The 16,073-nt window shown below is 38.3% G+C and carries 13 protein-coding genes and 2 pseudogenes; all 15 read right to left on the bottom strand.

Annotated features, from left to right (window positions below; all coding sequences use genetic code 11):
* The 15 genes and pseudogenes from tuf (APF76_07000) to tuf (APF76_07070) all read right to left on the bottom strand — a co-directional run bounded on the left by tuf (APF76_07000) (position 1) and on the right by tuf (APF76_07070) (position 16,073).
* Positions 1 to 713: pseudogene (tuf, locus tag APF76_07000) on the bottom strand.
* 35 nt (positions 714 to 748) lie between these two features.
* Complete coding sequence (fusA, locus tag APF76_07005; GenBank protein ID KUO52600.1) at positions 749 to 2,833, bottom strand: elongation factor G; 2,085 nt, start codon at positions 2,831 to 2,833, stop codon at positions 749 to 751.
* 163 nt (positions 2,834 to 2,996) lie between these two features.
* The gene (locus tag APF76_07010; GenBank protein ID KUO52601.1) at positions 2,997 to 3,467 is read right to left on the bottom strand and encodes a 30S ribosomal protein S7; all 471 of its coding nucleotides are present in this window, start codon (positions 3,465 to 3,467) and stop codon (positions 2,997 to 2,999) included.
* A gap of 95 nt (positions 3,468 to 3,562) precedes the next feature.
* Positions 3,563 to 3,937: a 30S ribosomal protein S12 gene (locus APF76_07015; GenBank protein KUO52602.1), complete on the bottom strand. Its 375-nt coding sequence runs from the start codon at positions 3,935 to 3,937 to the stop codon at positions 3,563 to 3,565.
* 33 nt (positions 3,938 to 3,970) lie between these two features.
* On the bottom strand, positions 3,971 to 4,222 hold the full coding sequence (locus tag APF76_07020; GenBank protein ID KUO52603.1) for a 50S ribosomal protein L7Ae/L30e/S12e/Gadd45: 252 nt from the start codon (positions 4,220 to 4,222) through the stop codon (positions 3,971 to 3,973).
* 57 nt (positions 4,223 to 4,279) lie between these two features.
* On the bottom strand, positions 4,280 to 7,759 hold the full coding sequence (locus APF76_07025; protein ID KUO52604.1) for a DNA-directed RNA polymerase subunit beta': 3,480 nt from the start codon (positions 7,757 to 7,759) through the stop codon (positions 4,280 to 4,282).
* Positions 7,760 to 7,798: 39 nt separating this feature from the next.
* Positions 7,799 to 11,230: a DNA-directed RNA polymerase subunit beta gene (locus APF76_07030; GenBank protein KUO52605.1), complete on the bottom strand. Its 3,432-nt coding sequence runs from the start codon at positions 11,228 to 11,230 to the stop codon at positions 7,799 to 7,801.
* Positions 11,231 to 11,580: 350 nt separating this feature from the next.
* Entirely contained in the window at positions 11,581 to 11,952 is a 372-nt protein-coding gene (gene rplL / locus APF76_07035; GenBank protein KUO52606.1) for a 50S ribosomal protein L7/L12, read from the bottom strand.
* A 60-nt stretch (positions 11,953 to 12,012) separates the two neighbouring features.
* Positions 12,013 to 12,543: a 50S ribosomal protein L10 gene (locus APF76_07040; GenBank protein KUO52607.1), complete on the bottom strand. Its 531-nt coding sequence runs from the start codon at positions 12,541 to 12,543 to the stop codon at positions 12,013 to 12,015.
* A gap of 295 nt (positions 12,544 to 12,838) precedes the next feature.
* Entirely contained in the window at positions 12,839 to 13,537 is a 699-nt protein-coding gene (locus APF76_07045) for a 50S ribosomal protein L1 (protein ID KUO52608.1), read from the bottom strand.
* Positions 13,538 to 13,617: 80 nt separating this feature from the next.
* Entirely contained in the window at positions 13,618 to 14,040 is a 423-nt protein-coding gene (locus APF76_07050; GenBank protein KUO52609.1) for a 50S ribosomal protein L11, read from the bottom strand.
* A 45-nt stretch (positions 14,041 to 14,085) separates the two neighbouring features.
* Entirely contained in the window at positions 14,086 to 14,622 is a 537-nt protein-coding gene (locus APF76_07055) for an antitermination protein NusG (protein KUO52612.1), read from the bottom strand.
* Positions 14,623 to 14,908: 286 nt separating this feature from the next.
* Entirely contained in the window at positions 14,909 to 15,127 is a 219-nt protein-coding gene (locus APF76_07060) for a preprotein translocase subunit SecE (protein ID KUO52610.1), read from the bottom strand.
* Between the two features lie 106 nt (positions 15,128 to 15,233).
* Positions 15,234 to 15,383 (bottom strand): 50S ribosomal protein L33, encoded by a 150-nt coding sequence (gene rpmG, locus APF76_07065; protein KUO52611.1) that lies wholly within the window; start codon positions 15,381 to 15,383, stop codon positions 15,234 to 15,236.
* A 205-nt stretch (positions 15,384 to 15,588) separates the two neighbouring features.
* Positions 15,589 to 16,073, bottom strand: a pseudogene (gene tuf / locus APF76_07070).

Raw genomic sequence — 16,073 nt, forward strand, 5'->3', positions numbered from 1 at the left:
TCTACTCTTCCTGTTGCTACTGTTCCACGGCCTGTAATACTAAATACATCTTCTATTGGCATCAAGAATGGCTTATCTTTGTCTCTTTCTGGAGTTGGTACATAGCTGTCTACTGCATCCATTAAGTCATTTATCTTGCTGCACCATTCACAGCTTGCTTCTCCACATCCGCATTCTAATGCTTTTAATGCTGATCCAGATACTACTGGAATGTCATCACCAGGAAACTCGTATTCAGTTAGTAATTCTCTTACTTCCATTTCTACTAGTTCCATTAATTCTTCATCATCTACCATGTCTGCTTTGTTTAGGAATACTACTATATAAGGAACTCCTACTTGACGTGCTAGTAAAATGTGTTCTCTTGTCTGTGGCATTGGTCCATCTGCTGCACTTACTACTAGTATAGCTCCATCCATCTGAGCTGCTCCTGTAATCATGTTCTTTACATAGTCAGCGTGTCCTGGACAGTCTACGTGTGCATAGTGTCTGTTTGGTGTTTCGTATTCTACGTGTGCTGTACTGATTGTAATTCCTCTTTCTCTTTCTTCTGGTGCATTGTCAATCTGATCGTATGCTGTTGCTACTGCTCCACCTGTCTTTGATAAACAAGTTGTCATTGCTGCTGTTAATGTTGTCTTACCATGGTCAACGTGACCGATTGTTCCTACGTTAACGTGAGGTTTGTTCCTCTCAAATTTCTTCTTCGCCATTTCTAAAATCCTCCTTATATTACTTATTCTAATTATTAGGCTACTCCGCCTTGCCTTTTGGTAATAATCTCATCTGCAATGTTTTTGGGTACTTCTGAATAATGATCAAACTGCATCACATATACGCCTCTACCCTGAGTCTTTGATCTTAAATCTGTGGCATAACCAAACATTTCTGCTAAAGGCACAAATCCTCTTACAACCTGCCCTCCAGCTCTTGGCTCCATACCTTCAACTCTGCCCCGTCTTCCACTCATGTCACCAATTACATCACCTAAATATTCATCCGGTATAACTACTTCCACTTTCATTACAGGTTCAAGTAGACATGGGCTAGCTTTAGGAACTGCATTCTTGAAGGCCAGAGAGCCCGCTATTTTGAAAGCCATTTCAGAAGAATCCACATCATGGAATGAGCCATCTACTAATGTAGCTTTAATATCAATAGTAGGATAACCTGCTAGAACACCATTTTCCATAGCCTCTCTAATTCCAGCGTCTACAGGAGAGATATACTCCTTGGGTATAGTTCCACCTACAATTTTACTTTCAAATACATATCCTTGAACTTCTTCAAGAGGTGCAAACTCAACCACAACGTGTCCGTATTGTCCCCTACCACCAGATTGGCGTACATACTTGCCTTCGACCTTCACAGAATTGCGAATTGTTTCTTTATATGCAACCTGTGGTTTTCCTACATTAGCATCAACTTTAAATTCTCTAAGAAGTCTATCACAGATAATTTCCAGATGTAATTCTCCCATACCAGAAATGATAACCTGACCTGTTTCTGTATCAGTATGAACTCTAAAGGTAGGATCTTCTTCAGATAGTTTTTGTAAAACTATGCCCATCTTCTCTTGATCCTGCTTGGTCTTAGGTTCAATTGCTACATCAATAACTGGTTCAGGGAACACCATTGATTCTAAAATTATTGGACTCTTCTCATCACATAAAGTATCCCCAGTTGATGTGTCCCTCAATCCAACCGCCGCAGCGATATCGCCTGTGGACACTTCGGGAACCTCTTCTCTATGATTAGCATGCATTTTTAAAAGTCTTCCAACTCTTTCCTTCTTGCCCTTGGTGGCATTATAAACATATGAACCAGATTTTAGTACACCTGAGTAAACTCTAAAAAAGCCAAGTTTTCCTACATATGGATCTGTCATGATTTTGAATGCTAGTGCTGAAAAGGACTCGCTATCATCAGACTTGCGAACTTCCTCCATATCTTTATCCGGGTTGTAACCCCTAATTGGAGGGACATCTACAGGTGATGGTAAATAATCAACCACCCCATCAAGCAACGCTTGAACACCTTTATTCTTAAAAGAAGATCCACAAAAAGTTGGTATAATCTTTACTGCAATTGTTGCCTTGCGGATACCTCTTTTAATCTCTTCTACAGAAAGCTCTTCGCCCTCTAAATACTTCATCATTAACTCATCATCACTTTCAGAAACAGCTTCAATGAGTTTTTCTCTGTAAATTTTTACCTCTTCCATCATTTCTTCTGGGATTTCACTTTCATCACTCTTTGTACCCAGATCATCAACATAAATAATTGCTTTTTGCCTAACCAAATCAACATAACCCTTAAAATTCTCTTCTGAACCAATGGGCAGTTGTAAGGGCACAGCATTGGCAGCTAGTCGATTTCTAATCATGTCGACTCCGTTTGCAAAGTCGGCACCTATTCTATCCATTTTATTAATATAGGCTATTCTAGGCACACCATACTTATCAGCCTGTCTCCAAACTGTTTCTGACTGGGGCTCTACGCCACCTACTGAACAAAACACAGCTACTGCACCATCTAAAACCCTTAAGGATCTCTCAACCTCTACCGTGAAGTCAACGTGGCCTGGTGTGTCTATAATATTAATTGTATGATCCTTCCATATGCACGTTGTAGCAGCAGAAGTTATTGTGATACCTCTTTCTTGCTCTTGAATCATCCAATCCATGGTTGCGGCACCATCATGAACTTCCCCAAGCTTGTGTACTTTCCCTGTATAAAATAAGATGCGTTCTGTAGTAGTTGTTTTTCCAGCATCAATATGGGCCATGATACCTATATTTCTTGTATTATTTAATGGGAATTGTTTCGCCATTTTCTTTCACCTCTCTTATTTCAGCTGTCAGATAGCAGATGTTAGATGTCGGACTACTGCAAGAATTAGCCTAGCCAATTCCATCTAATGGTTGACCCCTAACTTCAAACTTCCAACCACCATCTTGCTGAGGCGGCGGCTAGTGTACCGGCAACCTAAGTTCTTACCATCTATAATGAGCAAAAGCTTTGTTAGCTTCAGCCATTTTGTGAGTATCTTCCTTTTTCTTAATCGAACTACCTGTATTATTGGCTGCATCAATTAATTCATTAGCTAGTTTTTCTCCCATAGACTTTCCGCCTCTTTGACGTGTGTAATTAGTAATCCAGCGGATTGCTAATGTTTGTCGTCTATCTGGACGAACTTCAATTGGGACCTGGTAGTTAGCACCACCTACACGTCTTGCCTTAACTTCTAATACCGGCATTACATTTTTAATAGCTTCTTCAAATACTTCTATTGGATCTCTACCTGTTCTCTCTTTTATGGTATCTAATGCGCCATAAACAAGAGCTTCAGCAGTACCTTTCTTACCATCTAACATAATCTGGTTTATAAATTTCGTTAACCTAACACTCTTATATTTTGGATCAGGTAAAACTTTTCGTTTTGGTATATAACCTCTACGTGGCATCCATTACCCTCCTTTACTAATGGGATGTTGGAAGTGGGATGTTAGAATTAGATTTAAAACCCACTTTTAGTAAATAATTTTTTAAATTTAAATTATTATTTCTTTGGTCTCTTTGTACCATACTTTGACCTGCTTTGTTTTCTTTCACTTACTCCAGCAGTATCTAAAGAACCTCTTACTATGTGATATCTCACACCGGGAAGATCCTTTATCCTACCCCCTCTAACCAAAACTACTGAGTGTTCCTGAAGGTTATGTCCAATACCTGGTATATATGCAGTTACTTCTATACCATTTGTTAGCCTCACCCTAGCAACCTTTCTCAATGCTGAGTTAGGTTTTTTGGGAGTAGTAGTATACACCCTAGTACAGACCCCCCTTTTTTGAGGAGAATTCCTCAAAGCTGGTGCTGTAGACTTCTTTTCCACCACTTCTCTACCTTTTCTAACTAATTGTTGAAACGTAGGCACTTACTACACCTCCTTCCTAGAAAACTTAAAACATTATTGAACAATTGCCGCCGCTGCTGATCCAACTTCAATCCCGCATAAACGGCCTAGTTCTTGCATCGTAGCTACTGAAACAACTTCTATTCCCTTTTCTTCACAAAGTTTAAGTAGCGGTTCTGTGACCCGTTTTTCTGCATCACAGGCCACAAAAACCAACTGAACTTCTTCCTTTTCTATGGCTTTCTTGGTCTGCTTGGTACCTATAAATACTTTTTTTGCCTGCTTCAGCTTTTCTTCTGGAAGCATCGTCGCAGACCCCCTTATATGTCTAAGCGGATTACACACTCATGTATAATATCATTATCATATAGTGCTGTCAACACCAATAATTGTGTCATCAACATTTTCCACTTCTTCCACTATAACATCACTTTCTTGGTATCTGACCATACCTGTTCCAGCAGGAATTAACTTTCCAATAATAACATTCTCTTTTAGACCAAGTAGTGGATCTATTTTACCCTTTATAGCTGCTTCAGTCAGTACCCTAGTAGTTTCCTGGAAAGAAGCTGCTGATAGGAAGGAGTCTGTCGCTAATGACGCCTTGGTAATTCCTAATAAAACAGTCTTCGCAGTAGCTGGCACTCCATCTTCGGCGATAACTAAGTTATTTGCATCTTCAAAGTCAAATCGGTCTATTAGACTACCAGGAAGCAAGTGTGTATCTCCAGCGTCTTCGATTTTTACTTTCTTAAGCATCTGCCTAACAATAATCTCAATGTGTTTATCATTAATATCAACACCTTGTAGCCTGTAAACCTTTTGCACTTCTCTTAAAAGATAAGCATGAACTCCCTTTGCGCCTTTTACTTTAAGCATATCGTGTGGGTTTACTGATCCATCGGTAAGTTCATCACCCGGCTCAACAAAATCACCTTCTTGAACGTTTACCCTAGAACCGAAGGGAACTGCATAAGCCTGTTTTTCTTCTCCTTGAGAAACTGTTATTTCTCTTCTTCCTTTAACTTCAGAAATACTTGCTGTACCGGTATTCTCAGCAATTACAGCTTGCCCTTTAGGTTTACGTCCTTCAAATAATTCTTCTATTCTTGGTAAACCTTGAGTAATATCATCTCCCGCAACACCCCCTGTATGGAAGGTACGCATTGTAAGCTGAGTACCTGGCTCACCAATGGATTGGGCAGCAATGATACCCACAGCCTCACCAATTTCTACTGGTTTTCCAGTTGCTAAGTTTCGCCCATAGCAGGTTGCACATACACCATTACGTGTCTTGCATGCAAGTACTGAACGTATTTTTACAGACTTGATTTTGGCATCAATGATTTTAGCTGTACTGCTATCGGTAATTCTTTCATTAGTACCAACAATTATTTCTCCTGTTTTGGGATGATAGACTTCTTCAAGAGAAAATCTTCCTGTGAGTCTTTCTGATAAAGGCTCAATGACTTGGCCGCCCTCATTTATCTCAATAACCTCAAATCCCATTTCAGTACCACAGTCTGCTTCCCGAACTATTACATCCTGGGAAACATCAACAAGTCTTCTAGTTAGATAACCGGAGTCTGCAGTCCTTAAAGCTGTGTCAGCTAGACCCTTCCTAGCACCGTGAGTAGAAATAAAGTATTCTAAAACTGTAAGTCCCTCTCTAAAGTTCGCTTTAATGGGTAAGTCAATAATTCGGCCAGATGGATCAGCCATTAATCCTCTCATACCAGCTAACTGTCTTATCTGTTGGATATTACCCCTCGCACCTGAGTTTGCCATCATATAAACTGAATTAAATTTATCAAGTGTTTCCATTAATCCTTTGGTAACATCATCTGTAGCTTCATTCCATAAGCCGATAACTTTTTGATATCTTTCCTCTTCAGTTATTAGCCCTCTACGGTATTGAAGCTCAACATTTTCCACTTTCTTATCTGTTGCTTCTAGTATTGCTGTTTTGTGGCTTGGAATATCCAAGTCTTTTACACCAACAGTAATACCCGCCTTAGTTGAATAGTTAAATCCAATCCTCTTTAATCCATCCAACATTATTGATGTGCGAGATACACCAATTTTTTCATAGCATTCACCAACTATTTGTCCTAGTTGCTTTTTATCTATAACTATGTTCTTGTAACCAAGTTCTTCTGGTATCGGAACTCCATAATTAAATATCATTCTACCTAATGTTGTCTCTATCAATTTACCATTGATTTTTGTCTTTACTTTTGCATGAAGTTCAACTACTCCTTGGTCATAAGCAAGACTGGCTTCCTCAATACTGCTGAAAATTTTGCCTTCTCCCTTTGCTCCTTCTTTTTCTTGGGTTAAATAGTACATTCCCAAGACCATATCTTGAGTAGGAGTAACAACTGGGTTTCCATCTTTTGGATTTAATATGTTATGGCTTGAAAGCATCAATACCCTTGCCTCAGTCTGTGCTTCAGCAGAAAGTGGTACGTGAACAGCCATCTGGTCCCCATCAAAGTCTGCATTGTATGCAGTACAGACCAAAGGATGTATCTGCAAAGCTCTTCCATCAACAAGTACAGGTTGAAATGCCTGAATTCCCAAGCGGTGTAAGGTGGGAGCTCTATTTAGTAAGACAGGGTGATCAGTAATAACCTCCTCTAATACATCCCAAACCTCAGGTCTTAACCTCTCCACCATTCTTTTAGCACTTTTAATATTATGAACAGATCCATTATCTACAAGTTTTTTCATCACAAAAGGCTTAAATAGCTCAAGTGCCATTTCTTTTGGCAATCCACACTCATACATCTTCAGTTCAGGACCTACCACGATTACAGAACGCCCTGAATAATCAACCCTTTTGCCAAGAAGGTTCTGACGAAAACGACCTTGCTTTCCCTTTAACATATCTGATAGGGATTTTAGAGGACGGTTTCCTGGGCCTGTTACAGGCCTTCCCCTTCTACCATTGTCTATAAGTGCATCTACAGCTTCTTGAAGCATCCTTTTTTCATTCCTAACTATTATGTCAGGAGCTCCAAGATCTAATAACCTTTTTAGACGATTATTTCTATTTATAACTCTTCTGTATAGATCATTTAAATCTGAAGTAGCAAATCTGCCGCCATCTAATTGAACCATTGGTCGTAATTCAGGCGGAATTACAGGTAGAACATCCATTATCATCCAATCGGGTCTATTCCCTGAATGTTTGAACGCTTCTACTACTTCTAATCTTCTAATTGCCCTAATTTTTCTTTGGCCACTTGTTTCCTTTAATTCTTTTCTTAGTTCAATCGCAAGTTGATCAAGATCCATATTTTCTAAAAGTTTCTTGACAGCCTCTGCACCCATGTTAGATTGAAATTTTGAACCATATTTGTCTCTATATTCCCTATACTCTGTTTCAGTTAAGAGCTGCTTTTTCATTAAGGGTGTATCTCCGGGATTAGTAACAATATATGAAACAAAATATAGTACCTTTTCTAAAGATCTAGGAGACATATCCAGAAGAAGCCCCATTCTACTGGGTATCCCTTTAAAATACCAGATATGAGAAACAGGAGCCGCCAATTCAATATGCCCAAGTCTCTCTCTTCGAACCTTAGAACGTGTTACCTCAACTCCGCATCGATCGCAGACAATTCCCTTATAACGTACCCTTTTGTATTTTCCACAATGACATTCCCAATCTCTAGTGGGACCAAATATCTTTTCACAAAACAGTCCTTCCCTCTCCGGTTTAAGAGTACGATAATTAATTGTTTCTGGCTTTTTGACCTCTCCACTAGACCATGCACGAATCTGTTCAGGGGATGCTAATCCAATTCTCATTCTTTCAAAATTATTAACATCTATCAAGGGCCTCTCTCCCTTCTGTTTTATTGGGTAACTGGAAGATTAGTAATTAATATCCTCATCATCACTATCATCACTATCAACGCTATCCTCATCAGTATCACTATCATCAGTATCAACATTAAAGTCATCAATATCAGTTATGTCAAAATCTTCTTCTTCTGTATCTTCATCAATTTCCACAGCAGTATCTTCTTTATCAGTATCCTTAACTTGTATGTCAATACCCAATTCCTTGGCAGTTTCACTAATATCTTCATCATCTTCTTTTATTTCTATTTCTTGGTTCGCTTCTCCTAGTACTTTTACATCCAGACCTAAGCTTTGAAGTTCTTTTATCAATACTTTAAAGGATTCAGGAACACCAGGTTCAGGTACATTTTCACCTTTGACGATAGCTTCATATGTTTTAACCCTTCCAACCACATCATCTGATTTGACAGTTAAAATTTCTTGCAGGGTATAAGCGGCTCCATATGCCTCTAATGCCCATACTTCCATTTCACCAAATCTTTGACCACCAAACTGAGCCTTACCACCAAGTGGCTGTTGGGTAACTAAAGAGTAAGGACCTGTTGAGCGTGCATGAATTTTATCATCCACAAGGTGCGCAAGCTTTAACATATACATGTAACCAACAGTTATTTCTCTATCAAAAGGTCTACCAGTCCTGCCATCATACAGTCTAGTCTGGCCCGTTTTTGGAAGTCCAGCCTTTTCCAGAAGCTCCTCTATATCATGTTCACTAGCTCCATCAAATACTGGAGTAGCAATATGGAGTCCTAGAGCTGATGCCGCTAAACCAATGTGGGTTTCCAAAACCTGACCAATATTCATTCTAGATGGCACCCCTAAAGGATTTAGTACAATCTGTATTGGTGTACCATCTGGCATAAAGGGCATATCTTCTTCGGGTAGAATTCTTGAGATAACACCTTTATTACCATGTCGCCCTGCCATTTTATCGCCTTGGGAAATCTTTCTTTTTTGGGCCACATATACTCTGACAAGTTGATTTACACCAGGTGCTAACTCATCACCATTTTCTCTGGAGAAAACCTTTACATCTACTATCTTTCCTGCTTCTCCATGAGGTACTCTTAAAGAGGTATCCCTTACCTCTCGCGCCTTTTCACCAAATATTGCCCTCAATAGCCTTTCCTCTGCAGTAAGTTCTGTTTCACCTTTAGGCGTAACTTTACCAACAAGGATATCTCCTGGTCTCACCTCAGCACCTGTGCGAATAATACCTCTTTCATCTAAATCTTTTAATACATCATCACCAATATTAGGTATATCCCTAGTAATCTCTTCCGGACCTAGCTTTGTATCCCTAGCGTCACACTCATATTCTTCTATATGTATAGAAGTAAATACATCCTCTTTTACAAGCTTTTCACTTATCAGAATAGCATCCTCATAGTTGTAACCTTCCCATGTCATAAATGCTACTAATATATTTTTACCTAATGCTAGCTCTCCCATGTCTGTAGAAGGTCCATCAGCGATGATTTCACCCTTTTCTACTCTTTGACCAGACTTCACAATAGGTTTTTGGTTAATGCAGGTACCTTGATTAGATCGTTCAAATTTCTTTAGTTTATACTGATCCACAGTCCCCGCATCATTTAATACAGCAATATTGTTTCCAACAACCCTTTGAACTACACCAGAGTTTTTGGCAAGAATTACTACACCAGAGTCCCTTGCACTTTTCCACTCCATTCCTGTTCCAACTACAGGGGCACTTGTCTTTAATAAAGGTACAGCCTGCCTCTGCATGTTAGCTCCCATTAATGCCCTGTTAGCGTCATCGTGCTCAAGGAATGGAATTAAAGCAGTAGCTATACTCCACACCTGTTTAGGAGTAACATCCATGTAGTCGACTCTTTCTGTGTCAATCATTACTATCTCATGTCCCCATCTTGCATTTACTTTAGTAGTTAAAATCTTGCCGGTCTCAGGGTCAACTGGAGTGTTAGCCTGGCCAACAACATATAAATCCTCTTCGTCAGCATCTAAATAATGTATTTCGTCTGTTACTATTCCATTTTCCTTATCCACTTTTCTATAAGGAGCTTCCATGAAACCGAACTCATTTATTTTTGCGTAAGTACTTAATGAACCAATAAGACCAATATTAGGACCTTCTGGCGTCTCAATGGGGCATATCCTACCATAGTGGGAATGGTGTACATCTCGAACCTCAAATCCCGCTCTCTCTCTACTTAAACCACCAGGTCCAAGTGCACTTAATCTTCTCTTATGTGTTAACTCAGCTAGCGGATTCGTCTGATCCATAAATTGGGATAGCTGACTGCTTCCAAAAAACTCTTTAATAGCAGCTACAGCAGGACGAATGTTTATCAATGCCTGTGGAGTAATTACTTCCACATCCTGAATAGTCATCCGCTCCCTTATCACTCGTTCCATCCTTGACAACCCAATTCTAAACTGATTCTGTAATAGTTCTCCAACAGACCTAAGTCTTCTATTGCCTAAATGATCAATATCATCAGCTGGTATCTCGCCATTTAATACTTTTAGAAGATGTTTTATAGCTGACGTGATATCTTTAACAGTAAGATGTCTAATATATTCCTTATCTCCTGTCTCATTCTCGGCAAATAAAACATCATGCTTAAGCTTTTTATTTATTTTGTATCTACCCACATTTCCAAGGTCATATCTTTTGGAGTCAAAGAATAAAGTTTCTAGTAAGGACCTAGCACTATCTACCGTAGGAGGTTCACCAGGTCTTAACCTTTTATAAATCTCTACAAGTGCCTCTCCTTCTGATTCTGTATTGTCTTTTTCTAATGTCAATTGAATACGTGGGTCGTTGTCGTATTCAGTTAAAATTTTATTATTAGTACTAAGGCCCAAAGCCCTTAACAAAACTGTAACCGGTATTTTTCGTGTTCTATCTATCCGCACAAAAATATTTTCATTTAAATCTGATTCGAATTCTAGCCATGCACCCCTGTTTGGGATAATAGTACCACCACATATCTTAATCCCACTTGGGTCGATCGTTTCGCTGAAATACACACCCGGAGATCTAACTAACTGGCTTACTATAACCCTTTCTGCACCATTTATGATGAAGGTTCCTTGCTCTGTCATTAATGGAAAGTCACCCATAAAGACTTCTTGTTCCTTAACTTCGCCTGTTTCTTTATTAATAAGTCTAACTTTAACCCTTAATGGTGCTGCAAATGTCATGTCCCTTTCCTTACAAGAATCTACATCATACTTCGGTTCACCCAAAGAATAATCAATAAATTCTAAAATCAAGTTGCCAGTAAAGTCTTGAATAGGAGAAATATCTTGAAACATCTCCCGTAAACCTTCTTGAATAAACCAGTTGTACGAATTTTTCTGAATTTCAATTAGGTCTGGCATTTCCATGACTTCATCAATTTTAGAGTAAGTCCATCTTTCTCTTTTCCCTACCTTGACGGGATAAGCCATTAAATCTTCACCCCCATGGTTTTTTCAGCAACATATAATAATGTTACAAAAACAATTTTATTACAAATAGAATTCCATATTTGAAATATGGCAAGCAGTAAAAGCAAGGTCTGTATTAACCTCGCTTATTTTACACATTTATCCCTTATCTATGTATTTTAACCTATATATACCTCTATTATTCAGTATTTGTAAATACATAAAAATTATATTCTACTAACCATATTATGCAATTTTCCAAATCATAACAGTCACTAACGCATTTTTTAATACTATCAGAACACATAAATATTGTCAAGCAAAAAGACACCCATTTTTGGATGTCTTTTTACTTTAATGTATATCAAAAATTACTTAACTTCTACTGAAGCTCCAGCTTCTTCTAGCTTATTCTTAAGTGTTTCTGCTTCTTCTTTACCAATTCCTTCTTTAACAGGATTTGGAGCTTTATCAACTAATTCCTTAGCCTCTTTTAAACCAAGACCAGTAATCTCACGAACTGCTTTGATAACGTTGATCTTCTTTTCACCAGGGCCTTTTAGAATTACATCAAATTCAGTTTGTTCTTCTTCTGCAGCTTCCGCAGCAGCAGGCGCAGCTGCCATTGCAACTGGAGCAGCGGCACTCACCCCAAATTCTTCCTCAAAAGCCTTAACTAATTCTGATAGTTCTAAAACGGTCATACCTTTAACCGCTTCTAAAATTTCTTGTGTTTTACTCATTTTAATTATCCTCCTTAGAATATGTGTTTATTTTATTTTATCTCTTTAAAATTGCTACTATTATGCTTGTACTTCTTTTTCCTTTCTAACTGCATCCAGGACATTTACCATATTACGCAATGGTCCTGAAAGAACATTTGCCATGCCAACAAGTGGCGATTGCATTCCTCTTACAACCTGAGCAAGCAGTTCCTCTCTTGAAGGTAGTTCTGCCAGAGCAATAATCTGATCTAGTGATACTACTTTGCCTTCTAACACGCCACCCTTAATTTCAAGAGCCTTATTATTCTTGGAAAATTGAGCCAACACCTTAGCTGGGGCAACTGGGTCTTCAGTACTAAAAGCAATTGCAGTTGGTCCATCAAGATACTGTTTAAGCTCTTCTAATCCCATATTCTGGGCAGCTATCTTTGTAAGGGTATTTTTTAGAACCTTATATTCAACGTTGACTTCTCTAAGCTCATTTCTCAACTTAGTAGCCTGAGCAACATTTAAACCCCTATAGTCTGTTATTACAGCCGTCATGGAATTTTGCAGTTTCTCCGTAATCTCTTGAACAGTTTGTTCCTTTACCCTACGCTGTTTATTCATCCCTTGTACACCTCCTCTTTACATGATGCAAGATGCATGATTTAAAGAAGCAGGATAATACTTGATTGTCTTGCCTCTTGCTTCTTACTCCTTGCCTCTTGCCTCTTAAATATAAACAACCCCTGCAGACATGCAGGGGTTGGCTAAACACTAATAATTACATTCATTGATGTTTATCAACATACCTCGGTAGGAAATTAAGCCACAGGGCACCTACTGTCTACAGTAACATTGCTAATATTCATTTATATTTAACAAAAGAAATATTAACATAACCTTTGTTATCTGTCAAATATTATTTCTTAACTGCTTTTTGAGGGCTAATAGGCACACCAGGACCCATTGTTGCAGAGATGTATATTTGTCTGAGGTATTGACCTTTAGAAGCTGCTGGTTTTGCCTTAACTAACGCACTAACTAAAGCATCAAAGTTCTCATATAATTTATTATGATCAAAGGATACTTTGCCAAGAGGTGCGTGAATAGAGCCAGCCTTATCTACCCTATACTCTATTCTACCAGCTTTACTTTCTTGAACTGCTCTTCCAACATCAAAAGTAACAGTACCAGCCTTTGGATTTGGCATTAATCCCCTGGGACCTAACACTCTACCAAGTTTACCAACAGTACCCATCATATCTGGAGTTGCTATGGCAACGTCAAATTCTAACCATCCACCCTGTATTTTTTCAGTTAAATCTTCTGCACCAACATAATCTGCACCGGCTTTTTCTGCCTCAATTACTTTTTCGCCTTTAGCAAAAACTAAAACTCTTACTGTTTTACCTGTTCCATGTGGAAGTACGACAGTACCACGAACCTGCTGGTCAGCGTGACGTGGGTCAACTCCCAGTTTAATTGTTACCTCTACAGTTTCATCAAACTTTGCAGTAGCAGTCTTTTTAATTAATTCAAATGCTTCCTCTGGCTCATAAAATTTACCACTTTCAATTAATTTTGAAACGTCTTGATATTTTTTACCATGCTTTGGCATTTACATAACCTCCTTGTGGTATTAACGGATATAATCCTCCCACTTATTATAAATCGAATACAGAATCCAGACTTAAAAGCTTACACGATTTCAATTCCCATACTTCTAGCTGTTCCTTCAACCATTCTCATGGCTGCTTCGATACTTGCTGCATTTAAGTCCTTCATTTTAAGTTCAGCTATTTCTCTTACCTTGTCCTTAGGAACTTTAGCAACTTTGTTACGATTCGGTTCACCAGAACCTTTATCTATTCCTGCAGCTTTTTTCAAAAGTACAGCAGCAGGGGGAGTCTTTAAAATAAACGTAAAGGATCTATCTTCAAAAACTGTAAGTTCTATAGGAATAATTAAACCCATTTGGCTAGCCGTCTTTTCGTTAAAATCTTTACAAAAAGCCATTATATTAACACCATGCTGACCTAAAGCAGGACCAACGGGTGGTGCTGGATTAGCTTTACCTGCAGGGATTTGCAATTTCACAAGACCAATTACTTTCTTTGCCATTATGCCACACCTCCTTTAATGGAATAAATATTGTATCTATATAATCTACATTTTTACTACTTGACCAAAATCTAATTCAACAGGTGTCTCTCTGCCGAACATCGAAACATTAACCTTAAGCTTACCCTTGTGGGGATGAATTTCTTCAATAGTTCCTATGAAGTTTTCAAATGGACCACCTGTAACCCTGACACTTTCATGAAGCTTAAAGTCAACCTTAGGCTTTCTTTCTTCCACGCCCATATATTTGAATATTTTCCTTATTTCCTCTTCTTGAAGTGGAATTGGTTTTGTTCCAGACCCAACAAACCCAGTAACGCCAGGGGTATTCCTAACAACATACCAAGAGTCCTCTGTTATTTGCATTTCAACAAGAACATACCCAGGATATATTTTTTTAAGGGAGGTCTTCTTCTTGCCGTCCTTTATTTGAATTTCTTCTTCCACAGGTACTAAAACACGGTAGATTTTATCTCCCATATTCATAGAATCTACTCTTTTTTCAAGGTTTGCTTTCACCTTGTTCTCATAACCGGAGTAGGTATGTACAACATACCAACCCTTCTCCGGCATATTTTCCATTGCCATTGGGAAACAATCCCCCTTTTTTACATAAGAAAACTTGGCTTTCGCCAGTAGTCCTAGCATTGAGCTTTTTCAATGCATATGACGAACAGGACGTTTTAATGTCGGCTATGTAGAGGACACTACATTTTAGACGACTGCCGAACAGGCCGTTCCAATGTCGACTATGCAACAGGACGTTGCATTTTAGACAACAAGCACCAACCCGTTAGGGCGCCAAGTCTTTTGACGCATCGAAAGTTCTAAATATTGCCTTGTGACAATATTTATAAACTCCAGTTCTTTATAGTATAAAACTTAACACAAAAGAAAAAGCTGAATCTACTATCCATATTAGAACCGCTACCATAGCTACAGCTCCTAATACAACTGACGTATAAGTAACAATTTCCTTCTTGGTTGGCCAATGAACTTTCTTAAGTTCAGACCAAACGCCCTTGAAAAACTTTACTATTTTTTCAGTAAACTTAACCTTTTTCTGTGACTTTGGAGCAGTCTTCACGCTTTATAGCCTCACTTTCTAATACCGTATATAAAGGTATATATCTTAGTAGTCAAAACTATTAATCTTTTGTTCGTGACTACTAATAGCAAAAAATTACATCTAATTACTTTGTTTCTTTATGCTCTGTATGTGTTTTACAAAAAGAGCAATATTTTTTGAATTCCATTCTATCTGGATCATTTTTTTTGTTTTTCTTGGTTATATAATTACGTCGCTTACATTCAGTACATGCTAAAGTAACATCCACTCTCAATTAAGACACCCCCTAAATCTATAACTATACGTACAAAATCAGTACCTTTCCTAATTTATCACAAATAGAAAATGGTGTCAACAATAAGTATTTTGTTATTTATGCAATTTTTATTACCTATTTTTATTATGCAATCGCATAAGGTTAATTCAGTAGACTAAAAGATTCATTCTGCTTAAGCTATTTTTAACATTAGCGCTTGTTTTTACTCGCTTATTTCAGAAACAACACCAGCACCAACAGTTCTGCCGCCTTCTCTAATTGCAAACCTTAATCCTGGTTCAATAGCAATTGGAGTAATCAAGGAGATATCCATTTTGATATTGTCTCCAGGCATTACCATTTCTACGCCTTCTGGTAAAGCAATAATTCCTGTTACGTCTGTTGTTCTGAAGTAAAACTGTGGCCTATATCCTGAGAAAAATGGTGTATGTCTTCCACCTTCTTCTTTACTTAGAACGTATACTTCTGAACTAAACTTTGTTAAGGGCTTAATTGAGCCAGGCTTTGCTAGTACTTGACCTCTTTCAATTTCTTTTCTGTCTACTCCTCTTAGTAAGCAGCCTACATTGTCTCCTGCTTCTGCATAGTCTAGTAGCTTGCGGAACATCTCTACTCCTGTTACTACTGTCTTTCTTGGTTGTTCGGTTAATCCTACAATTTCTACTTCGTCTTGTACTTTTACTTGGC

The sequence above is a fragment of the Desulfitibacter sp. BRH_c19 genome (assembly GCA_001515945.1).
Lineage (GTDB): Bacteria > Bacillota > DSM-16504 > Desulfitibacterales > Desulfitibacteraceae > Desulfitibacter.